Annotated in this window: 14 protein-coding genes and 1 pseudogene; 9 read left to right on the plus strand and 6 right to left on the minus strand. The window is 72.3% G+C overall.

What is annotated here, in order from left to right; translation table 11 throughout:
- Positions 1 to 114: 114 nt before the first annotated feature.
- Positions 115 to 534: a DUF4307 domain-containing protein gene (locus EV385_RS19765; RefSeq protein ID WP_130510803.1), complete on the minus strand. Its 420-nt coding sequence runs from the start codon at positions 532 to 534 to the stop codon at positions 115 to 117.
- Positions 535 to 643: 109 nt separating this feature from the next.
- Here EV385_RS19765 and mca point away from each other — a divergent pair, with 109 nt between their 5' ends.
- The 3 genes from mca (at position 644) to EV385_RS19780 (ending at position 4,712) form a co-directional block, all read left to right on the plus strand.
- Positions 644 to 1,525: a mycothiol conjugate amidase Mca gene (gene mca, locus EV385_RS19770; RefSeq protein ID WP_130510804.1), complete on the plus strand. Its 882-nt coding sequence runs from the start codon at positions 644 to 646 to the stop codon at positions 1,523 to 1,525.
- 22 nt (positions 1,526 to 1,547) lie between these two features.
- Complete coding sequence (locus EV385_RS19775) at positions 1,548 to 1,871, plus strand: hypothetical protein (RefSeq protein ID WP_130510805.1); 324 nt, start codon at positions 1,548 to 1,550, stop codon at positions 1,869 to 1,871.
- Positions 1,872 to 2,159: 288 nt separating this feature from the next.
- Positions 2,160 to 4,712, plus strand: coding sequence for a putative bifunctional diguanylate cyclase/phosphodiesterase (locus EV385_RS19780; RefSeq protein WP_130510806.1), 2,553 nt, complete (start codon positions 2,160 to 2,162; stop codon positions 4,710 to 4,712).
- A 15-nt stretch (positions 4,713 to 4,727) separates the two neighbouring features.
- Here EV385_RS19780 and EV385_RS19785 read toward each other — a convergent pair whose 3' ends face one another.
- Both EV385_RS19785 and EV385_RS19790 read right to left on the minus strand, forming a co-directional pair.
- On the minus strand, positions 4,728 to 6,326 hold the full coding sequence (locus EV385_RS19785) for a hypothetical protein (RefSeq protein ID WP_130510807.1): 1,599 nt from the start codon (positions 6,324 to 6,326) through the stop codon (positions 4,728 to 4,730).
- A gap of 241 nt (positions 6,327 to 6,567) precedes the next feature.
- Complete coding sequence (locus tag EV385_RS19790) at positions 6,568 to 7,848, minus strand: ATP-binding protein (RefSeq protein WP_130510808.1); 1,281 nt, start codon at positions 7,846 to 7,848, stop codon at positions 6,568 to 6,570.
- Positions 7,849 to 8,115: 267 nt separating this feature from the next.
- On the opposite strand from EV385_RS19790, the pseudogene EV385_RS19795 reads away from it, so the two are divergent.
- The 3 genes and pseudogenes from EV385_RS19795 (at position 8,116) to purE (ending at position 11,806) form a co-directional block, all read left to right on the plus strand.
- Positions 8,116 to 10,134: pseudogene (locus EV385_RS19795) on the plus strand (thioredoxin domain-containing protein).
- Between the two features lie 28 nt (positions 10,135 to 10,162).
- Positions 10,163 to 11,308: a 5-(carboxyamino)imidazole ribonucleotide synthase gene (locus tag EV385_RS19800; RefSeq protein ID WP_130510809.1), complete on the plus strand. Its 1,146-nt coding sequence runs from the start codon at positions 10,163 to 10,165 to the stop codon at positions 11,306 to 11,308.
- Positions 11,309 to 11,806 carry a 5-(carboxyamino)imidazole ribonucleotide mutase gene (gene purE / locus EV385_RS19805; RefSeq protein ID WP_130510810.1) on the plus strand — a complete coding sequence of 166 codons (498 nt, stop codon included), beginning with the start codon at positions 11,309 to 11,311 and terminating at the stop codon, positions 11,804 to 11,806.
- 53 nt (positions 11,807 to 11,859) lie between these two features.
- Here purE and EV385_RS19810 read toward each other — a convergent pair whose 3' ends face one another.
- The gene (locus tag EV385_RS19810) at positions 11,860 to 17,463 is read right to left on the minus strand and encodes an SCO7613 C-terminal domain-containing membrane protein (protein ID WP_130510811.1); all 5,604 of its coding nucleotides are present in this window, start codon (positions 17,461 to 17,463) and stop codon (positions 11,860 to 11,862) included.
- 161 nt (positions 17,464 to 17,624) lie between these two features.
- Positions 17,625 to 19,064: a UDP-glucose dehydrogenase family protein gene (locus tag EV385_RS19815; RefSeq protein WP_130510812.1), complete on the minus strand. Its 1,440-nt coding sequence runs from the start codon at positions 19,062 to 19,064 to the stop codon at positions 17,625 to 17,627.
- A gap of 179 nt (positions 19,065 to 19,243) precedes the next feature.
- Here EV385_RS19815 and EV385_RS19820 point away from each other — a divergent pair, with 179 nt between their 5' ends.
- Entirely contained in the window at positions 19,244 to 20,398 is a 1,155-nt protein-coding gene (locus EV385_RS19820; RefSeq protein WP_130510813.1) for an acyl-CoA dehydrogenase family protein, read from the plus strand.
- A gap of 71 nt (positions 20,399 to 20,469) precedes the next feature.
- Complete coding sequence (locus EV385_RS19825) at positions 20,470 to 20,679, plus strand: hypothetical protein (protein WP_130510814.1); 210 nt, start codon at positions 20,470 to 20,472, stop codon at positions 20,677 to 20,679.
- Positions 20,680 to 20,887: 208 nt separating this feature from the next.
- Here the strand turns inward: EV385_RS19825 and EV385_RS19830 are convergent, their stop codons facing one another.
- Positions 20,888 to 22,399, minus strand: a complete 1,512-nt coding sequence (locus EV385_RS19830; protein WP_130510815.1) for a two-component system sensor histidine kinase NtrB — start codon at positions 22,397 to 22,399, stop codon at positions 20,888 to 20,890.
- Between the two features lie 342 nt (positions 22,400 to 22,741).
- Here EV385_RS19830 and EV385_RS19835 point away from each other — a divergent pair, with 342 nt between their 5' ends.
- Complete coding sequence (locus EV385_RS19835) at positions 22,742 to 23,041, plus strand: hypothetical protein (protein ID WP_130510816.1); 300 nt, start codon at positions 22,742 to 22,744, stop codon at positions 23,039 to 23,041.
- Positions 23,042 to 23,072 lie beyond the last annotated feature (31 nt).

The raw sequence follows: 23,072 nt of genomic DNA on the forward strand, positions 1-23,072 counted from the left end.
ATCTCCTTGAGGTGTGAGGCAAGGGAACTGAGCGAATCACCAAGCTTACCAGCGGTGCGCGCACCGACCGGATTGTTGGATCTTGCCCGATTCGGGACCCCCAGCGACAGCGGGTCAGCCGGGCGGCTGACAGTGCAACACCTCGCCGACGGACGCCCGCGCCGTCGTGTCGACGGCCTCGGCGGCGCGGATCGTGGTGGCATCACCGCTGGCCGCGACGGTCACGGTGCGCAACCCGACGGTGCTGCCGTCGTACGCCCGGGCGCGCAGCGCGCACTCGGCCGAGCCGCCGGGCGGCACCCGTACGGTGAATTCGACCGTGATCCGCGTGTCGGTGACGTCGTGCCAACCCACGATCTGGGCGTCATAGTCCGGGTCGCCGTACTGGCGGTACAGGCTTACGGACAGCGTCACGGAGGCCGCGATCACGACGGCCGCCACGAGCACCGGCAGGAACCGGCGGCGCCGTCTGTCGCGCCGCCGCCCGTAGCGGCCCGGCGGGAACGCGGGGGCTGTGGCGTGCGTCTCGCTCACCGTGTTACGTCTCCTGCAACAGTTGTCAGTGGTATCGGCCAGAATGGCAACGACAATCTTCGCAGCAGGTCCGGGCCGGTTCGCGGCGGCCTGGTCGAGGGAGAGACCAGTGGCTGAGCAGTTGCGTCTGATGGCGGTGCATGCGCACCCAGACGACGAGTCCAGCAAGGGCGCCGCCACCATGGCGCGCTACGTCGACGAGGGTGTCGAGGTGCTGGTCGCCACGTGTACGGGCGGGGAGCGCGGCAGCGTGCTCAACCCGAAGATGGACCGCCCCGAGGTGTGGGCCGACATCGCGAACATCCGCCGCCGGGAGATGGAGCGGGCCCGCGAGATCCTCGGGGTGCGCCAGGCGTGGCTCGGCTTCGTCGACTCGGGCCTGCCCGAGGGCGACCCGCTGCCCCCGCTGCCCGAGGGGTGTTTCGGCCTGATGGATCCGGTGCTGGCCGCCGAGCCGCTGATCAAGCTGATGCGGGAGTTCCGCCCGCACGTCGTGACGACCTACGACGAGAACGGCGGCTACCCGCACCCCGACCACATCATGTGCCACAAGATCACCGTGGCGGCGTTCGACCGGGCCGGTGACCCGGAGGTCCACCCCGAGCTGGGCGCGCCGTGGCAGCCGCTGAAGCTGTACTACGACTCCGGCTTCACCCGGGCCCGGATGCTGGCGCTGCACGAGGGCATGCTCGCGGCCGGCCTGGAGTCGCCGTACGCGGAATGGCTGGACAAGTGGCGCGACCGGGAGGACCGCGGCAGCCGGATCACCACCCGGGTCGAGTGCGGGGAGTATTTCCACGTCCGCGACGACGCGCTGCGGGCCCACGAGACCCAGGTCGATCCGGACGGCTTCTGGTTCCACGTCCCGATGGAGATGCAGCAGAAGGTCTGGCCGACGGAGGACTTCGAGCTGGCCCGGTCGCTGGTCGACAGCCCGGTCCCCGAGTCCGACCTGTTCGCGGGGGTCCGGGAGACGGTCGAGACCCACTGAGGCCGTGGCGTACGGTTGAGCCGTGAACATCGTGGTGGCGGTCAACAACTTCGGCGACACCCGCTCCGGCGGGCTCGCGGGGCCGATGGGCCTGTTCCTCATCGTGCTGATGATCGTCGCGACGGTCCTGCTCATCCGCAACATGAACAAGCGCATCCGCCGCCTGCCCGGTGCCTTCGGCGAAGCGGACGCGGCCCGGCGCGACGCCGAGATCGCCCGCCTCGACGCCGACCTGCGGCTGCCCTCCGCCGAGCCGGTCCGCCCCGGGGCCGACGGCGGCGACCGCACCGAGGCGCCCGACCGCGCACCGGACCAGCAGCCACCCGCCGCCGACGGTTCGTCCTGAGGGCGTCTCCCCGGGCCGTGACAGGCCACCGGGTCGGGCGTGTGTGGACTGTGTCAAGTGGATCGGATCGGCCGACCGGTCGATCTCGTCCGGTCTGAACATCGACAACGGTCCGTCGTCAACCCCTGTTGCGTTCATCGGGATTGGCTTAGCCTTCCGCCGGGGGCTTTTGTGTCCCTCGACCCTGCGCGGAAGGGGGCACCGAATGCCGACCACTTTCCGCCGACTCTTTGATCCACTGCAGATGCACGTGCATTCGCGTGTTCCGGCGGCCACCCGGAGTGACGCATGATCGCCTCGTCGGCGCTGGCCCAGGCCGTCCAGCCCGGGACGCCGGGATCCGGCGCCCACGGGTCCGGCCGGCCTCGTGCCGTACGTGTCTGGTCGGCGGCCGTGGTCACGACCGCGCTGGTCGTCGCCGTGCTGGCCGCCCTGCTCCCGGCCCACCGACCGCCCGGCGCACCCTTCACGGCCGCCACCGGCACCCTGCTCGCCGCGGCGGCCGTCGCCGCAGGCCAGATCGCCCGGCTGCGCTTCCGGCTCGGCGGGGCCATCGTCAGCCTCTCCTGGGGCGAGGCCGCCATGGTCATCGGGTACGCGGTCGCCCCGGCCGGACGGCTGCCCGCCGTCGTGTTCGTGAGCGCCGCGAGCGCCTGGGCCCTCATGTCCTGGCTCGACGACCACCGCCGAGGCATCGAGATCCTGCACCTGGCGGGATCGCTCACGCTCGGCGCCGCCGCCGGGGCCGCGGTCACCACCGCGGTCGCCGGGCCCGCCGGCCTGCAGACCGCCCGCGCCCAGGCGGCCCTGGTCGCCGGCGCCCTCTGCTACCTCGTGGTCACCTTCGGGCTGGCGGTGCTCACCCTCGTGCTGCGCCGCGACGCGCCCGCCGGGCAACTCGTCACCCGGGCGCTGCACGCCAAGGCGCCCATGGCCGTGGGCAGCGTGGTGGTCGGCCTGGCCGCCGTGTTCGTGCTGGCGCGCGCGCCGATCTGGCTGCTGTCCTTCGCGCCCGCGCTGTGGCTGCTGCAACGCACCTACCGTTACCACCTGCGCGCCGCGCAGGAACGGCGGATCTGGGCCGCGTTCGCCCGGGCCACGGCCGCGCTGCCGGGGGCATCGGAGGTGGAAGTGGCCCACGCGGGCATCCGCGGCGCGCTCGACGTGTTCGACGCCCGGCGGGTCGAGATCGAGGTGCACCTGCCCGAGGGCGGTCATCGTCGGTACACCGGGGACGGTCCGGGGCCCGACGTCGCCGCCGACGGGCTGCCCGGGCCGGTCATCACCCGGTCCATGGCGGTCGCCGGCATCCCGGTCGGCGAGCTGACCGTGTGGCTGGCCGAGCCGACGCTGCCCGCCGGCCGCGACGAGCTGGCGGTCTCCGCGTACGGCGACGCGCTGGCCGGGGCGCTGCACGGCGCGGCGGGACGGGAGCGGCTGACCGCGCTGGAGGCCCGGGCCGCGTACGAGGCGGTACGCGACCCGCTCACCGGCCTCACCAACCGGGCCGCGCTGCTGGCCGAGACGAACGCGCTGCTGCGCTCCGTGGAACGGGACCGGCACGTCGCCCTGCTGCTGCTCGACCTCAACGACTTCCGCGAGGTCAACGCCACCCTGGGCTACCGGGCGGGCGACGACGTGCTGCGGCTGGTCGCCCAGCGGCTGCTCGACCTGGCCCGCGAGGACGACGTGGTGGCCCGCCTCGGCGACGACGAGTTCGCGGTGCTGCTGCCGACCGTCGCCGTGCCCGCCGACGCCGCGACCCCGCTGCACGAGGCGCCCACACCGCTGTCGCGGGCCCTGCGGCGCGCCCGCGAACTGGTCGAACAGCTCGCCGCCCCGATGGAGGTCGGCGGGGTCCGGCTGGCCGTCGAAGGGGCGGTCGGGGTCGCGGTGGCCACGGCCGGCTCCGCGGATCTCGCCGAACTGCTGCGCCGCGCGGCCGTCGCCCTCAAGCAGGCCAAACAGCTGCGGGTCGGCGTCGCCACGTACGACAGCAGCCGCGACGCCAGCAGCACCGACCACCTCGCGCTGCTGGCCGAGCTGCGCGACGCCCTGACGGCCGACGACCAGATCGTCCTCGCCCTGCAACCGGCCGTCGACCTGGCCAGCGGCGCGCCGGTCGGGGTGGAGGCGCTGACCCGCTGGCGACATCCCCGGCGCGGCCCGCTCAGCCCGGCCGTGTTCATCGCCGCGGTCGAGCACAGCGAACTGCTGGGGCCGTTCACCCGGTACGTGCTGGACCGTTCCCTGGCCGCCGCGGCCGGCTGGATCGCCGCGGACATCGACGTGCCCGTCTCCGTCAACGTCTCGGCCCGCAGCCTGCTCGACCCCACCTTCCCGGGCCAGGTCGCGGACGCGCTGCGCCGGCACGTGGTGCCCGCCCGGCACCTGGTCCTGGAGATCACCGAGACGGTGGCGATCAGCGACCTGGAGATCGTCGACGAGGTGCTGGCCGCGCTGCGCGAGACCGGGGTACAGCTGTCGGTCGACGACTTCGGCACCGGCTTCTCGTCGCTGGCGTTCCTCACCCGGGTGGCGATCGACGAGCTCAAGGTGGACCGGTCCTTCGTGGACGACATGATCGATTCCCCGGCCGCGGAGGCGGTGGTCCGGGGCGCGGTCGAGCTGGGCGGGCGGTTGCACGCCCGGGTCGTCGCCGAGGGGGTGGAGACCGCCGAGCAGCGGGCGGCGTTGCTGGCCCTGGGGTGCGTGTCGGCGCAGGGCTACCACTTCTGCCAGCCGATGCCCCCCGACAAGATCGTCGGCACGCTGCACCGGCTCGGGGAGGCGGCGACCCAGGCGAAGATCGTCCCGCTCCGCGCCGACGACGCTTCCTGAGCAGGCCGTGCGTGGTCAGCTGGTGGCCTCGACCAGTTCCCACATGACCGTGATCGGCAGGGCAGGGTGTTCGCAGGCGGCGCGGATCACGTCCCGCTCGGCATCGCCCCGGGCGAGCTCCGCCAGAGTCTCTGGTGGAGTGTTCCGGTGTTCGGCGACGGCGAGCCGGGTGACGTGGTCGGCTCCGTCGAGCAGGCGAGCCAGCAGCGTGCCCGATGCGTTCCAATGCCGGGCCAGCCGGTGCGGCTTGGCGGGCAACCGCTCCAGCAGGTCCGGCGGGGTGTGGAAATTCGAGGCCAGGGCGTCGCCGATTCCCTTGGCCGGTGCGTCGGCGAATCGGTTCAGGATCTCCGGGTGTCGGCAATGCCGGGCGAGCCAGCGGCGGACCGTGGGGTCGCGGTCGTCGGCCAGCACGGCAGCGATCTCCGCCGGCAGCCGCCGATCCGCTGCGGCGAGCGCCCGGAGTCGAGCTTTTCGCGACACCGCGCACTGGGCCAGCAAGGTGTGCCGGGCATCCTCGGCCTCGTCGACCGGCCACGGACGCGGGCCGGGTTCGCAGCCCGAGATGTACTCGCCACCCACGAGGTCGCGGAGCTGCTCGACGGAGAGGCGCTCGGCGCTCGCCTCCAAGCGCTCCAGAGTCGGCAGCGGCCGGTGCGGTTGGCCGGCGATCTGCGCGACGGCCGCACTGGCCACGGTGTCGTCCGGGTCGACGAGCAACGTGGCCAGGGTCGCCGCTGGGGTGGCGTCGTTCAGCGCGACTCGCCGGCGTATCTCCGGGTCGGGGTCATGGGCGAGAATCGCCAGGACCGGGACGGGCAGGTTGCCTGACCAGCTCAGCCAGCGGCGCACCTCTACCACTGGATCGTTGGCCAGCGCCGACATCATCTCGACGGACAGTCGCCCGGAGCCGGCGGCCGCCGCGCGGGCTTCGGGATCGGGGTTGGTGGCCAGCTCCTCGGCGAGCCAGTCGTCCGCCTGATCGACCACGTGCGCGCGGATGGAGGCGACTTCGTCCTGGGCCAGGATCGTGACTATCTCGGCCGACAGATCTTCGCGCTCCCCGATCGCCTCCCGTACGACCGGGTCCGGATCACGGGCCAGCTTGGCCTGAAGTTCCGGACTGAGCCTGACCTGCCAGGCGATGGCCCGCCGTACCTCGGGGTGCGGGTCGTCGGCGAGTGTGGCCAGCGTCTGCGCAGGGCAGGCCGCCAGCCAGGGAACCTCGGCCCGCACCCGGTGGTCGGGCGAGACGGCCAGCGCTGCGATCGCGTCGGGCGGGAAGTCGCCGGTGCATACGAGCCGCCCCAGTAGGTGGGGGTCACCGGTGTCGATCGCCGCTGTTACCAGGGCCGCGACGATCTCGGGGGACTCCTCGCACAACGAGGAATCCCCGTTCAGCCGCTCGGCGAGCACCAGCCGAGGCAGCCGGCCGCCTGACCGGGCGATCGCGAGCAGGACTTCGGCGGGCGCGGCCGGGTTGTAGGCGATCCCGGCGAGCCGGGACTGGGGGCGGTCGTTGTCCGGGCCGGTCATCCGCAGATGCCACCGCCACCCCTCACAGCAGCCACTGGTCACGACCTGCGGCTGTACCCAGTCTTTCGTCTCGGACATCCGGATCACCCTAGCCGCACGCTTGCGGAGGCGCTCATCCGTTTAAGGCGCGCTTAAACGGACATCACATCTAATTCGGACGCGATTCCGATCGCCTGGGGCTGCACGTGGGAATGAGATCGAAATGACTGGTGTGAGAGGGTGTTCCCCATGAACCGGCTCGGTAGTGCGACCTCGCCCTACCTCCTCCAGCGCGTCGGCATACGCAAAAGCTTGTGGTGGAGCGGGAAGGTGCCCGCGGCTACTGGCTGGTGGGTGTCCAGAGACGGTCGACGGGCATGACGTGGATGCGGTCCTCGTAGGTGAAGGACCGCATCCCGGTGCTGAGTGCGACTCCGGCGATGAACTTGTTGCCGAGCGCGTCTCGTAGCTTGCGGAGGCCTTTCAGGTCGGTGCCGGCGACGCGTTCGTTCGCCTTGACTTCGAAGGCGAGGACCTGGCCGTCGTCGAACTCGATGACGTAGTCGACTTCGTCGCCGTCGTGGGTGCGCCAATGTCCTGTGGAGACCCGTTCGTCCAGCCAGGAGACTTGCTTGCGAAGCTCGCCGACGACGAAAGTCTCGAGAAGGTGCCCGAATTCCGCCAAGGCGGTCGGGTCGAGGGTGGCGAGCTTGGCTGAAGTAACTCGCATGAGTCGGGCGGCCACCCCGGTGTCGATGACGTGCACCTTCGGCGATGCCGCGGATCGTGCGCGTAGCGTCTTGCCCCAAGCGGGAAGCCGATCGATGAGGAACAGGTTTTCCAGGAGCCGGACGTAATCCTCGATGGTTTTGCGTTCCGCCGTGAGCCCTTGGGATGCATTGCTCAGGTTTAGTACCTGCCCCGTTCGCCCGGCAAGCCGGCCCAGAAGCTCGCGCAGCATGTTGCGCTGGCGTATCCGGACAAGCTCGATGGCGTCGCGTTCCAAGGACTGGCGGATGTAGTCGTCGAACCACCGGTCGCGTGCGGTGCCGACACGGCGCAGAGCCAGCGGGAACCCTCCGGCGCAAAGCCGGTCGACGTATTCCGTTCGGGCGGTCGAGGAGGATGGCTGGGCTGCGACGGTTGCATCCGGATCTGCTCGAAGCGCAGGTAGGAAGTCCTCGTAGACGCCGCTGATCTCCCCTTGTGACAGCGGCCAGATGGTCATCGTGTGCAGTCGGCCGGTGAGTGCCTGCGCCGTGCGGGGCAGTGCATCCTGGCGGGTCGATCCGGTCAGCACGGCCGTGCCCGGGAGGGTGCCTTCGCGGTTGAGCCGTGCCTTCAAGGCGTCAAGAATCTCCGGAGCGTGCTGATACTCGTCTACGCACAGCAACCCCGGAGTCGCGACAGCTGTCTGTGGGTTGGCCGTCACGGCATCTCGAGTGCCCGGATCGTCCAGATCCAGAACCGGCACCTCTCGACCGCGGGCCAGTGCGCTTAACGCTGTGGATTTACCCACGGAGCGCGGACCATGCAGGGCGATGACCGGCTCCACCTGCAACATGTCGTCGAGCAGCGCAGAGACGCGGCGTTGCGCAATCCCGGCGAGCGGCCTGATCATGCTTGACCTCCGAGGGTCGTGCGGTACCAAAATTCAGAACGTTAGGATACCAAATTCAGAGAGAAACAACTACCAAAATTTGAGGATCTGAACTGCCAAACCTTGAGGATGTCCCGGCAGGTTGCTCCGTACTGCCCCAGCCCCGCTGGCAACGCTGCGTCGCGGCGACATACCGATGAGCTGAGCCCGCGCCGCGCCGCGCGCCGCGGCCCGAACCCGCGGTGAGAGGTGCCTCAATCGCGGCCGAGGTTGTGAGAAGGTTGTGCCGTGAACCGGCTCGGTAGTGCGACCTCGCCCTACCTCCTCCAACATGCCACCAACCCCGTGGACTGGTGGCCGTGGGGAGAGGAGGCGATGCAAGAGGCAAAACGGCGGGACGTACCCCTACTGATCTCAGTGGGATACGCATCCTGCCACTGGTTATCGCCTCTTGCATGAAATCACTGGTGTCATGTCATGGCGCACGAGTCGTTCGAGGACGATGAGGTCGCCACGCTCGTCAACGACGGGTTCGTGGCGATCAAGGTGGACCGCGAGGAACGCCCCGACGTCGACGCGGTCTACATGACCGCCACCCAGGCGATGACCGGGCAGGGCGGCTGGCCCATGACGGTCTTCGCCACCCCGGACGGCGAGCCGTTCTTCTGTGGCACGTACTTTCCGAAGGCGGCCTTCCTGCGGCTGCTGGGCTCCGTCCGCACCGCCTGGCAGGAGCAGCGCGAGGACGTACTCAAGCAGGGCGCCGCGGTGGTGCAGGCGATCGGCCGCGCCAACCCGGCGGGCGCCACCGCCGCGCCGCCGACGGCGCAGCTGCTCGACACCGCGGCCAAGCGACTCGACACCGAGCACGACCGACAGTACGGCGGGTTCGGCGGCGCGCCGAAGTTCCCCCCGCACCTGGCCCTGCTCTTCCTGCTGCGCCACCACCAGCGCACCGGCTCCGCCGAGTCCCTGGAGATCGTCCGGCACACCTGCGAGCAGATGGCCCGCGGCGGCATCTACGACCAGCTGGCCGGCGGCTTCGCCCGCTACGCGGTGGACCGGACCTGGACCGTGCCGCACTTCGAGAAGATGCTCTACGACAACGCCCTGCTGCTGCGCGTCTACACCCAGCTCTGGCGGCTCACCGGCGACGAGTTCGCCCGGCGGATCGCCGACGAGACCGCCGCGTTCCTGCTGCGCGACCTGGGCACCAAGCACGGCGGGCTGGCGTCCGCCCTGGACGCCGACACCGAGGGCGTCGAGGGGCTCACGTACGCGTGGACGCCCACGCAACTGGTCGAGGAGCTGGGCGAGCAGGACGGCGCCTGGGCCGCCGACCTGTTCCGGGTCACCGGCGCGGGCACCTTCGAGCACGGCACCAGCGTTCTCGTGCTCGCCCGCGACATCGACGCCGCCGACCCGGAACTGGTGGCGCGCTGGCGCGACGTACGGTCCCGGTTGCTGACCGCGCGCGCGGCCCGGCCACAGCCGGCCCGCGACGACAAGGTGGTGGCCGCCTGGAACGGCCTCGCCGTCACCGCCCTGGCCGAACACGGCACCCTGACCGGCGCCCCGGCCTCCACTGCGGCCGCGATCGAGCTGGCCGGGGTGCTCGCCGACCGGCACCTCGTCGACGGGCGGCTGCGCCGGGTGTCCCGCGACGGGGTGGTCGGCGCCCCGGCCGGGGTGCTGGACGACTACGGGTGCGTGGCCGAAGCGTTCTGCGCCGTGCACCAGATCACCGCGGACGGGCGCTGGCTGACGCTCGCCGGGCAGCTGCTGGACGTGGTGCTGGCCCGCTTCGGCGCGCCCGGCGGCGGCTTCTACGACACCGCGGATGACGCCGAAGAGCTGGTCACCCGGCCCGCGGACCCCACCGACAACGCCACCCCGTCCGGGCTGGCCGCCGCCTGCGCGGCCCTCATCTCGTACGCGGCACTCAGCGGCCAGACGCGCTACCGGGAGGCCGCCGACACCGCGCTGGGCACGGTCGGGCGGGTGATCGAGGGGCATCCCCGCTTCGCCGGGTACTCGGCCGCCGCGGCGGAGGCGGCCCTCGCGGGACCGTACGAGATCGCGATCGCCGCCGCCGATCCGGCCACCGACCCGCTGGTCGCGGCGGCGCACCGGCACGCCCCGCCGGGCACCGTCATCGTCGCCGGGGAACCGGACCGTCCCGGGGTGCCGCTGCTGGCCGGGCGGCCGCTGGTGGACGGGGCCACCACCGCGTACGTGTGTCAGGGTTTCGTCTGTGACCTGCCCGTCACCAGCGAGGCTGAGCTGCTCGCCCGACTCGCCGGTTGAGCTGGGTGCTCGCTACGCTGGCGCCGACATGGATACCAGAACCGGTCTGCCCGTAGTCGGCATGGTGGGCGGCGGCCAGTTGGCCCGCATGACACACCAGGCCGCCATCTCCCTCGGCCAGTCGCTGCGCGTGCTCGCCGAGTCACCCGACGACAGCGCGGCCCTGGTGATCGGGGACGTGCGGATCGGCTCCCACACCGACCTGGCGGCCCTGCGCGAGTTCGCGAAGGACTGCGACGCGGTCACCTTCGACCACGAGCATGTGCCCACCGAGCACATCGCGGCGCTGGAGGGCGAGGGTGTCCGGATCTACCCCGGTTCGGCGGCGCTGCTGTTCGCGCAGGACAAGGGGCGGATGCGGGCACGGCTGGCGGAGCTGGGTGCCCCTGTGCCGCGCTGGCGGCCGGTGAACGACACCGCCGACATCGCCGCGTTCGCCGCCGAGACCGGCTGGCCGGTGATCGCGAAGGCCACCCGCGGCGGCTACGACGGCAAGGGCGTCTGGGTGCTGTCCTCGCCGGACGAGGCGCAGCGGCTGGTCGACACCGGCACCCCGCTGATCGTCGAGGAGAAGGTGCCGCTGCGCCGGGAGCTGGCCGCCCTCGTGGCGCGGTCGCCGTTCGGGCAGGTCGCCGCGTACCCGGTGGTCGAGACCGTGCAGCGCGACGGCATCTGCGTCGAGGTGCTGGCCCCCGCGCCCGGGCTGAGCGACGAGCGCGCCGTGGCCGCCCAGCAACTCGCGATCGACCTGGCCCACGCGCTCGGGGTGGTGGGGCTGCTGGCGGTCGAGCTGTTCGAGACCGACACCGGCATCGTCGTCAACGAGCTGGCCATGCGCCCGCACAACTCCGGGCACTGGAGCATCGAGGGAGCCCGGACCTCGCAGTTCGAGCAGCACCTGCGGGCCGTGCTGGACTACCCGATGGGCTCGACCGCGCTGACCGCCCCGGCCGTGGTGATGGCCAACGTGCTGGGCGGCGCGTCCGGCGGCATGTCCATCGACGAACGGCTGCACCACCTGTTCGCGGCGGACCCCGGCGCGCGGGTGCACTTCTACGGCAAGCAGGTCCGCCCCGGCCGCAAGATCGGCCACGTGACCGTGCTCGGCGACGACATGACCGAGGTGCGCGCCCGGGCGGCGCGCGCCGCCCGATGGCTGCAGGAAGGCAAGTAGATGGCACCCCGCGTCGGCATCATCATGGGCAGCGACTCCGACTGGCCCACGATGGAGGCGGCCGCGGTCGCCCTCGCCGAGTTCGACGTCCCGTTCGAGGTGGGTGTCGTCTCCGCGCACCGCACGGTCCGCAAGATGGTCACGTACGCGGAGACCGCCGCCGACCGGGGCCTGCAGGTGATCATCACGGGTGCCGGCGGCGCCGCCCACCTGCCCGGGATGGTGGCGGCGCTCACCCCGCTGCCGGTCATCGGGGTACCGGTGCCGCTCAAGCACCTCGACGGCATGGATTCGCTGCTGTCCATCGTGCAGATGCCCGCCGGCGTGCCGGTGGCGACCGTGTCGATCGGCGGGGCGCGCAACGCCGGGCTGCTGGCCGTGCGCATCCTGGGAGCTTCGGACGAGGGTCTGCGCAAGCGGATGGCGCAGTTCCAGGCCGGGCTGGAGCAGCTGGTGGCCGAGAAGGACGAGGCGCTGCGCAACCGCCTGATGTCCTGACCCGCCGCCCCGCCGGGTGTTTCCGCCCGTCAGGGGATGTCCTTGTCCGGGCGTCAGCGGAGGCGGACCAGGGCGCCGCGTAGGCGTTCCTGGGTGCGGCGGCGGTTCTCGTTCGTGGCGCCGAGGAACAGCAGCCCGACCCCGAGCGGCACCAGCACCAGCCACGGGCCGACCAGCGTCACCGCGAAGTGCAGCGCCGCGATCGCCGTGACGACCGCGCCGACCACCACCGGGGCCTGCTGCCGCAGCCGGGACCCGATGATCAGCGTGACCACCCCGCCGAGCAGCAGCACCAGCTCCCGCAGGTCGCCCGCGTCCGTGGCCAGCACGATGCCCGTGGTCGGCACGAACGCGGCCAGCAGCGACGGCCCGTACGCCGCCCAGCTGCTCAGCTCCGGCCGGATCCGCACCTCGAGCACCCCGACCAGCAGTGCCAGCGCCGCGAACGGCAGCGTGTACGCCTCGGGCAGCGCTACGTCCGCCAGCGTCATGAACAGCCACCAGCCGACGACCTCGAAGCCGACCGCGAGCCAGAACAGCGTCCGCCGGTTGCCCGCGGTGCGCCCGGGCCGGGACGCGGCCAGGCCCAGCACCGCACCCCACGCCGCCAGCAGCGCGGCGAGGTGGCGGGGCGAGTTGAGGGCCAGCGCTCCGGCCAGCAGCGCCGACGCGTATCCGCTCCACTCGACCGTGGCGGCCTCGCGGGCGGCCTCGGGGCGCCCGAGCCGGGGCAGGGTGGCCTCCAGGATCAGCAGCGCCGCGCCCACGGTGAGCACCCCGAACGCCGCCCAGGCCGGGGTGAGACCGGCCACGAGCGCGACGGTGAGCACGAAGAACTGGGCCATCACCGCGGCGAACAGCCAGCCCAGGATGCGGGCGTGCGTCGTGCGTCCGGCGATCGCCCCGACCAGCCCGACACCCACGGCGCTGCCCAGCGTGAACAGGGTCAGCCGTTGGGCGGCGAGGCTGCCGGCCAGACCGGCGCCGCCCGCCAGCAGGCCGATGACGAAGACGATCGTGCGCGTGGTGCCCAGCAGCGTCGACCGGGCCGACAGTGGCGGCGGGGTCAGCGCGAGCCCCAGCATGGCGATCGTGAACACCACGAGAGCGGCCATCGTGGACGCGGGCCAGGCCGCGTTCAGGCCGATCGGCGCGATGAGCAACGTGATCGCCAGCCCGGGCAGCACGACCGGGACGACCTCGGCGGGGCGCCCGCCGAACCCGGTGGCCGCCAGCGCGGCCGCGACCGTGAGCAGCACCGCGGCGAGCACACCGGTGGCGTCCACGTTGCCCTGGGTCGGGTCGGTCAGGGCGGTGACCGGCCCCTGCCAGATCGCGTTCAGCTGCTTCAGCGGGTCGACCAGCGCGCCTTTCAGCGCCGGGGCCAGCGAGATCAGGGCCAGCACGGTGGGGACCAGGGCGACCATCACCGCGCCGGTGGCGGGGTCGACGAGCCACCGTCCGCGCAGCCCGCTGGGCCGGATCGCGGTCCAGCGGGGGCGCGGGTAGCCGCGCTCCGACCAGAAGTTCGTGGGGGCGACCGTGATGCCGGGCGCCGGGGTGGCCCCCCGCAGCAGTTCCGCGATGACGCCGATGAGGGCGGCGGTCGCGGCGTACAGGGCGGTCGGGTACCCCGTGGGCAGCGACACGAACGCCGTGATCGTGGCGCCGCCGACCAGGCCGGCCGTGGCCCACGGCAGATACTGCGGGATCCACCGGGCGACCAGCGCCAGCACCGCGAGGCAGAGACTGGACGCGGCCAGCGCGGCGGTCAGGATGACCGGTGTCGAGCGGCCTTGAGCGGCGGCGATCGCGGCCAGCAGGCCCGGCGCGGCCAGCAGCACCGAGGCCGTGGCGGCCCCGCCGATCTGGGCCCGGTGCCGGGGCATGCCGGTGTCGTCGCGGGCGAGGGCGAACTCCTCGTCGGCCACCTCGGCGCGCGGCCAGTCCGGCGCGTCCACCCGGGCCGGTCCGGCGGACGCCGCCCACCCGGGGCCGGCCGGCGCCGATCTTCCGGCGGGACCTGGCGCGTACTCGCCGTCCGCCGCGTAGCCGGAAGCCGGACCGTCCGGGTCGGCTTCCGCCCCGGTGAGCGGCACGTCCGTGCGGCACAGCGTGGCGACCACGAGACCGATGAGGACGACGAAGGCCAGGGCGACCGCGGTGGACCAGGGCCGGACCAGTCCCACCGCGACGAAGTGCACCGCGACAGCGGCGGCCACCCCGGCCCGGGCCAGGGCCGCCCGGGGATCGGCGGCGGCCACGGCGCCGATCCCGTACGCCAGCGCCACCGCCCCGCCGACCAGCAGCGGCGCCCACCACGGCAGGCCGAAGCAGGCCGGCGCCCCGATCGTGGCGATCGCCGCCGCCGCGGCCGCGATGTCGTACGACGCCGGGCGGGGCAGGGCGGCCGCCGCGGCCATCGCCACCAGGACCAGGGCGATCGGCGCCTGCCACGCTCCGGTGGTGGGTGCATGCTGGCTCAGATCGGACGCCCACAGGGGCCCCGGCGCGGCGATGACCCGCAGCCCGGCGCTGAGCGCCTGCCAGGCGGCGATCCCGCCGACCACGGCCCCGGCCAGCCCGAGGCCACGGACCGGACCGCGCCGCCAGTCCTCCGGCAGCGCCCGCACGCCCAGGGCCACGGCCAGCACGACCAGGCCCGCGACGACCAGCGGGGCGTGCGGGAACGCCAGGGCGGTCACCCGGGCCAGCGCGCCGCAGACGGCGACGGTGGCCGCGGCAGCGGCGATGTCCGGACCGTCGAGCATCCGGTCGGCGCGCCGCCCGGAGTCGATCGATCTGGCGAAGAAGAGCAGGCCCGCGGCGGTCAGCAGCAGGGCGCCGACCCACACGTCGGGTGGGGTGGCGCCCGGGGCCAGGATCGCGGCGAGGGCCAGCGCGACCGCGCCCAGCCCGGTGCCGATCGTCAGGGGCAGGCTGATCTCGCGCCGCGCCACCTGGAACACCGCCGCGTACGTGAGGGTCCCGGCGACCGCGAGGAAACCGACCGCCAGCGCCGGTACGGTCACGGCCTCCGTCGCCGGTGGCCCGTTGCCCCGGTCGTGCATCGCCAGCATGGCCGTCACCACCGCGCCGGGCAGCGCCAGCGCCGCCGCCGCTGCCGCCCAGTCGCCGACCAGCCACGCGTACCGCGAGACGGGCACCTGGCGGGCCCCGATCGCGATCATCATGCCCGCTCCGGCGAGCGCGGTCAGCACCGCCGCGGTCAGCCAGGAGGCGCTGAGCGCGGCGGCCGCGCCGAACAACCCCACCACGCCGGCGCCGGCGATGTGCGCGATCGCAATGCGTCGGGTACGCGCCGCCAGACCCGCCGCCCCGAGCCCGATCGCACCGAGAACCAGCGGCCACGGCGCCTGCGCCCACGGCAGCCCGAGCGACGCCGGTACGGCCAGCGCGGTGACCGCGATGCCCGCCACGGCACCCTCGTGCCGTACGTCGGCGGGCAACGCCACCGCGGCCGCGACCGTGACCAGCAGTGCGCTGAGCGCCAGCAGCCACCCGGCCGGGGCGGCGCGGGCGATCACCTCGGCGTAGGCGGCCGTGTCCGCATGCCACACCGGCCGGGCCGCCTGCACCGGGGCCAGCGCGGCCCGCAGCGCGTCGAGTGCCACGAACAGCCCGACCATCGTCAACGCGCCCGCGGAGGCCAGTTGCGGTCCGCGCCGGACCTCCTCCGGGACCCGGTGGACCGCGATGCCCGTGATCGCGATGGCCGCGGCCGCCACGGCGAACATCCACGGTGGCGAGGCGACGTCCGCGATGCGCGCGCAGGCCGCGATGACCGCGAGGGTGAGCACCCCGCCCGTGACGTTGCGCGCGGTGACGTTGTCGAGCAGCCGGGCCGCGGCGTGGGCCACGGTGGCGGCCAGAACCAGGACGATGCCGGAGCGTACGGCGTCCGTGATCGCGTCCGCGCCGATCAGGGCGGCGCCCGAGTAGATCAGGGCGCCGGTGACCGCGGCCCAGAGCAGGGCGTAGGTGAGCTCGCGCAGCCACCCGCCCGACGCGGGGGCGGCGGTCTGCCCCGGCGGGACCGGGCCGGCTTCCGGGAACAGCCACGTCGGCGCCCAGTGCAGGCGGCTGGGGCTGGCGAGGGCCCCGATGATCAGATCCGGCTCCTCCGGCCGGGATTCCGGCCGCGGCGGCGCGTCCGAGGCCGGCTCGGCTGGATCCGGTGCCGTTGCTCCCGGAGCCGCGCCGGGGCCCGCCTCAGCCGGACTCCCCGGCCCGGCGCTGGCCGAGCCCGCAGCGGGTGCCCCTGAGGCGCCGGCTGAGCCCGCGCCCGCGCGGCCGGGGGAGGCGTCGCGGTCGGTGAAGTCGGTGGCCCCGGCGGCCCGGGCGGCGGCCGCCTCCGCCCGCGACCGGCGGCCGGCCGGGATCAGCCGGCTCACCAGTGGCCAGTGCGGCAGCAGCGGCCCCGTACGGATGACCGTGGTGAGCAGCAGCAGGTCGATGACGGCGACCGCGGTCAGGGCCACCCCCCAGCCGGCCGGGCTCTCGATCGCCGGGTACGCCAGCAGCGGCGCCACCGGCTGGAGCGCGACGACCGTGCCGTACCGGGGGGCGCTCAGCCGGGTGCTGCCCGCGTAGACGAACGCGGCCACGGCGGTGATCGCGAAGGTGATGCCGAGGTAGAGGGTGACCGGGATGGCGTGGCCGCCGACCAGTGCGCTGCCGTACAGCGCGTACACCGACATCGGCAGCAGCACGAGCCCGACGGCCGCGACGGTCTCGCCGGTCGAGGTCAGACCGCGCTGGGCGATGCGCGGCGCGACGAACAGCGCGGCGGCGGTGGCGATCCCGAGGACCAGGCTCCGGGCGATCGGGTTGCTGACGGCCACGCCCGCGAAGACGACCGCGGCCACGCCGAGCAGCAGTGCTCCGAGGCCGAGCAGGATGTTCTGTACGGACTGGGTCGAGGTCTCCGGGGGGTGCTCGTGCGGGTGCTCCTGATGCGGGGCGCGCGGTGGCCCCGGGTGCTCGCTGGGCGGGGGGCTGTCGAGCAGCGCGGTGCGCCCTTCACCGGCGGGCCGGGGCCTGCGGCCCTCCCCGGGGTACGCGCCGCCCGTCTCGCCCCGGGCGGGTGCCCGGCCGGCCGGTGGGGGCCGGCGGCCGGATCCCGGCGGCGGACCAGCGGGACGGGATCCCGGGCGCGGTGGCTGACCCACGCTGGCGCCCGGCCCGGAAGCCCCGGTGGGCGGAGACCCGGGGGTACGAGATCCGGTAGTGGGAGTCGCGGCGGTGGAAGATCCGGCGGTGGGAGATCCGGTAGTGGGAGTCGCGGCGGTGGAAGATCCGGCGGTGGGGGATCCGGCGGTGGGGGATCCAGCCGGGGAGGACCCAGCGGCCGGAGACCCGGCAGGGGCGGGGCTGGCGTCCGGAGACTCGGTGGGGGCAGGCCCGTCGTCGGTCGCCGGCCGGCGCCGGAGCCGTTGCCTGCGGGCGGCCTTCTTCGCCTTCTGTGTGTTGGCGTGGGCCAGGATGTCCCGCTGGAACTGCGCCGCCTGCAGCTTCGCCGCGAGCTGGGTGCGTTCCTTCGCGGCCGCCATATCGCGGATCTTCAGCTCCGCGATCGAGGCGTCGATGCGGGCCAGCTCCTCGTCATAGCTGTCCGGCTGCTGCCCCTGCGCCACGGCACCTCCTCGACCGACCGGCGACGGGGAACCCGGGATCAGCGCGAGTGCCCCGCCGGTCGCATGTCCTTACTAGAGCATGCCGGTACGACACCTCATTAGAACAGGCTCACCGGGGTCGAGATCCATGGAAACGGCGGCGAAGCCGACAGGGAGTGCGCCTACGCCTGCGGGTGGGGGCGGCCCATGCCCCGGTACTGCCAGCCCGCGCGGGCCCACAGCGCCGCGTCCAGGCAGTTCCGGCCGTCGATCACGAGGCGCTGGGCGACGAGCTCACCCATGGCCTGCGGGTCGGCGTTGCGGAATTCCGCCCATTCGGTGAGTACGCAGACCAGCTCGGCGTCCGTGACGGCCTCGGCCATCGTGGCGACGTAGCTCAGGCCGGGCTGGGCGGCGCGGGCGTTCTCCATGCCCTGCGGGTCGTACACCCGGACGTCGGCACCGGCCTTGGCGAGGGTGGCGGCGATGGCCAGCGACGGCGAGTCGCGTACGTCGTCGGAGTTGGGTTTGAACGCGGCGCCGAGCACCGCGATCCTGGTCCCGGACAGGTCCGGCCCGGCCGGGCCGGACCGGCGGCCGAGCAGCTCGGCGGCGAGCTGCATGACGCGGCCCCGGCGGCGCAGGTTGACCAGGTCGACCTCGTGCAGGAAGCGCAGCGCCTCGCCCGCGCCCAGCTCCTGGGCCCGGGCCTGGAACGCGCGGATGTCCTTGGGCAGGCAGCCACCCCCGAAGCCGACCCCGGCCTGCAGGAACCGGTTGCCGATGCGCGGGTCGTACCCGATGGCCTTGGCCAGTTGGGTGACGTCGCCGCCCGCGACCTCGCAGACCTCGGCCATCGCGTTGATGAAGCTGATCTTGGTAGCGAGGAACGCGTTCGCGGCGACCTTGACCAGCTCGGCCGTGGCGAAGTCCGTGACCACCAGCGGCACCTCGCGGTCCTCCGTGGCGGCCAGGTCGAAGACGCCCTTGTGCGCGGCGTAGAGCATGCCGTTGGCCCAGTCGGTCTTGACGCCCACGACGATGCGGTTGGGGCGCAACACGTCCTCGACCGCGAAGCCTTCCTGCAGGAACTCCGGCGACCAGGCCACCTCGATCTGGAGCTGCGGGTCGGTGTGCTTGGCGACCAGCTGCTCGACCCACTCCGCGGTGCCGACCGGCACGGTCGACTTGCCCACGATCAGCGCGCGGCGGGTGAGATGGCGGGCCAGGTTGGTGACGGAGGTCTCCACGTACGTCAGGTCGGCGCCCATGCCGTCACCCCGCTGCGGGGTGCCCACGCAGATGAAGTGCACGTCCGCGAAGTCCGCCACCTCCTGGTACGAGGTGGTGAACCGCAGCCGCCCGGCCGCCAGGTTGGCCCGCAGCAGCTCGTCGAGGCCGGGCTCGTGGAACGGCACCTGCCCGCCCGCCAGCTTGGCTATCTTGGCCTCGTCGACGTCGAACCCGAGGACCTCGTAGCCCAGCTCGGCGAAGCAGATCGCGTACGTCGCGCCCAGGTAGCCCGTACCGAGGAAGCTCAGCCGGGGCCGTGACGCGCCCGACGGCGGGCTCACCTCGGAAAACGCCGTCGCTGTCTGCTTGGTCGGGTAGGGGATGGTCACACGAGTCTCCGCTCACTGCTGGGGGGAGTTCACTTTCTCACGGCGAACCGGTGCTGTCGCCCACCGCTTACCCGGTGGGGCGCCGGGGAAGCACCCTGCCGGGTTGGCCGCGGAGAGGATAGCCGTCGTACCCTACGCACCAGTAACATTTGCGCCGACCGTAGAGAGAGGGGCCCTACATGAGCGCGTTCGACGTTTACCAGCTGCCGGAGGACCACGAGACCATCCGCGCGGCGGTACGCGAGATCTGCGACGCCCGGGTGGCCCCGAACGCGGCCGAAGCGGACGAGAGCGGCGAATTCCCCAAGGCCTCGTACGAGGCCCTGCGCTCGTCCGACTTCCACGCCCCGCACATCCCGGTCGAGTACGGCGGCGCCGGTGCGGACGCCCTGGCCACCGCGATCGTCATCGAGGAGGTCGCCCGCGCCTGCGCCTCGTCCTCGCTCATCCCGGCGGTCAACAAGCTGGGCACGATGCCCCTGCTGATCTCGGCGTCCGAGGAGCTGAAGCAGAAGTACCTGCCCGCCGTCGCCGCGGGCGAGGCCATGTTCTCGTACTGTCTGTCGGAGCCCGAGGCGGGCAGCGACGCCGCCGCCATGACCACCCGGGCGGTCCGCGACGGCGACTACTGGGTGCTCAACGGCGTCAAGCGGTGGATCACCAACGCGGGCGTCAGCGAGTACTACACCGTCTTCGCGACCACCGACCCGTCGTCGCGCTCGCGCGGCATCTCGGCGTTCGTGGTGGAGAAGTCGGACGAGGGGGTCAGCTTCGGCGCCCCGGAGAAGAAGCTCGGCATCAAGGGCTCGCCGACCCGCGAGGTGTACTTCGACAACGTACGCATCCCGCTGGACCGCATGATCGGCGCCGAGGGCACCGGCTTCGCGACCGCGATGAAGACCCTGGACCACACCCGGGTGACCATCGCCGCGCAGGCGGTCGGCATCGCGCAGGGCGCGCTGGACTTCGCCAAGGGGTACGTGCAGGAGCGCACGCAGTTCGGCAAGCCCATCGCCGACTTTCAGGGCGTGCAGTTCATGCTGGCCGACATGGGCATGAAGCTGGAGGCGGCCCGGCAGCTCACGTACGTGGCCGCGGGCAAGAGCGAGCGTGGCGACGCGGACCTGACCTACTTCGGTGCCGCCGCGAAGTGCTTCGCCTCCGACGCCGCCATGGAGATCACCACGGACGCGGTCCAGCTCCTCGGCGGGTACGGTTACACCCGCGACTACCCGGTCGAGCGGATGATGCGCGACGCCAAGATCACCCAGATCTACGAGGGCACCAACCAGGTGCAGCGCATCGTCATGGCCCGCCAGCTGCTCAAGGACTGAGGCGAAAGCCGCCGTCATTGACAGCAGTGCGCGTCACGGACGGCGGCTTTCTCGCTTGAAGGCGGTCTGACGTGAGTGAGACGGCCCGATTCGAGCCGGTCACGGAAGAGGAACGAGAGGAAGCCCGGCGGGCCGTCGAGCAGCTCAAAACGGACCTGGCTGAGGCGGCGAAGCGGCCCCGTCCGCCGGTGTACAGCCCCGGCAAGTTCACCGAACCGCTCGGCCTCGACGCCAATGGGAACCCGCAGCCGCCGCTGACCCCCGGGGAGGCCACGCCCTAGGCGAAGCCGACCGAGTTCCTCACCGTCGACGAAACCGTGGCCCGCTAAGGGTGGGCCGGGGTTCGCTCAGCGGCAGTCCGGTGACTCGGACTTATCGCCTGCCTGGCCGGATGGATGGGCTGATCAGATCGGATCAGCTGGCCGAGCTCGGTCGTGCCTGGGACTGACCCCGATCGACCGGAAACCCGCGGCTACCTAACGCGCATCCTCAGCCGAGCCGTAACTGATCGGCGTCGGCCGTCTCCGTGGTGGCCGGCAGCTCCATGCCGGTGAAGGGCAGCTCGATGTGGAAGGTGGTGCCGACGCCGGGTTTGGTGGTGAGGGTGATGGTGCCCCCGGCCTCGGTGACGATGCCGTAGACCGTGGCCAGCCCCAGCCCGGTGCCGTGTTCCTGCGTCCTGGTGGTGAAGAAGGGCTCGAAGGCGTGGTCGGCGATGTCGGGGGGCATGCCGGTGCCGGTGTCGGTGATGTTGAGGTGGGCCTGGGGGTGAGGGCTGTCCTCGATGGTGGTGGTGCCGCTTTCGATGATGATCATTCCGCCGTCGGGCATGGCGTCGCGGGCGTTGATGGCGAGGTTGAGTAGGGCTTGTTCGAGGCGGGCGCGGTCGGCGCGGATGGGTAGGGGTTGGGGGTGGAGGTGGGTGATGAGTTCGATGTTGGCGCCGATGGTGCGGTCGAGCAGGGTGCGGGTTTCGGTGATGACGGTGTTGAGGTCGATGGTTTCGGCGGTGGTGGGTTGTTTGCGGGCGAAGACGAGGAGTTGGCGGGTGAGGTCGCGGGCGCGTTCGGCGCTGGCTTTGGCGCGGGTGAGGTCGTGGTGGGTGTCGGGGTCGGTGGTTTGTTCGAGGGCGAATTCGAGGTAGTTGAGGTTGATGGCGAGCAGGTTGTTGAAGTCGTGGGCGATGCCGCCGGCGAGTTGGCCGAGGCTTTCGAGGCGTTCGGCGCGGGCGGAGCGTTCGAGGATCTGTTCGCGCTGATCCTGGGCGCGTTTGACGGCGCTGATGTCCCGGGCGATCGCGGCCATGCCGACCGCGGTGCCGTGCCGGTCGAAGATGGGCGAGATGCTGGTCGACACGTCGAAGAGATGGCCGTCCTTGTGTAGCCGCTGGGTACGCAGCTGAGAGATTCCGCCACCGTTGAGGATCTCCGACATGATCTTGGGTAATCGGGCCGCCGCGGCCGGCGGCAGCACCTTCAGCACACTCTGGCCGATCATCTCCGCTGCGGTGTAGCCGTACATCCGCTCGGCGCTGCGGTTCCAGGACAGGATGATGCCTTCCCGGTCGATGGAGATGATCGCGTCCCCGGAGGACTCGACGATCGCGGCCAGCATCGACTCGTCCTCGGCCGAGCGGTTGGCGCGGCGTTCCAACGCACGCTGTCCGTAGGCGACGATGACGCTCAGGACGCTCATGCCGGCGATCACCCAGAGGCGAACCTGCTGGTAGGCGGTGCCGCCGAGGCCCTGCCAGGAGGAGGTGGCCCAGGCCATCACCCAGGCGAACGCGCCGACGGCGGCCACCGCCCACGGGCGGGCCGAGGCCGCCGCCAGCACCGGACCAGCCACGATCACCAGCCCGAACGCGGTCAGCTCGCGGGGCGTGGCGAGGTCCACCAGGCTGGTCATGATGATGATCAGTACGGCGAACGACAGCACCCCGACCCGCCACCAGCCATGGGTGAGCGAGCCGTGTTCCCGCTGCCATTCCGCGTACCGCATGCAGCCCCCTGAGCCGGGCGCTGACCGTCGGCGAGCGGTGTCCGCGCCACACCCTCAGCTTCACCCACCTCGAGGACCGATGGGTCATCTCCGACCTTTGGCCCGGCCATGATCCCCGCGCGGGCAATCGCGAACCAGACAAAGCGGTCATGTGCCACACTGGCTGCATCACGCATGTGCCAGTTTCCGTACGGGAAAGACCAACCAGGAGGCCAGCGCCAAGGCCGACCAGCTCGTCGCGACGCTCGGCCTGCCCGAATCGACCTGACACCGGAGGCGGGCGTGGGGTCGACGGGCTGCGGTACAAGATCGCCGCACAGATGCCGAGAGTACGGACCGAACTTGCCGAACTGGTCTCCTACCGGTCCGTGGCCCGATTCCCGGCAGTTCCCGGTCGAGGAATGCGAACGCGCCGCCACCTGGGTCAAGGACCGGTTCGCCGAGCTGGGCTTCGACAAGATGCAGCTGCTCACCACCGCAGACGGCAGCAGAGCCGTCCTCAGGCTGATTGTGGAAGGCCTGATGGGGGTCGAGGAGCCGCTCACCCCTATGCACGCTCCGAACGAGAGTGTCGACCCCGCCGAGATCGAACGCATGGCGCTGGCGGAGGCGCTGTTCCTGCAGCGGTACGCAACGACGTGACGGCCACCGGCTCCACGTGCCCCACCGCGGG

Origin of the sequence: Krasilnikovia cinnamomea (assembly GCF_004217545.1) — a bacterium.
Lineage (GTDB): Bacteria > Actinomycetota > Actinomycetes > Mycobacteriales > Micromonosporaceae > Actinoplanes > Actinoplanes cinnamomeus.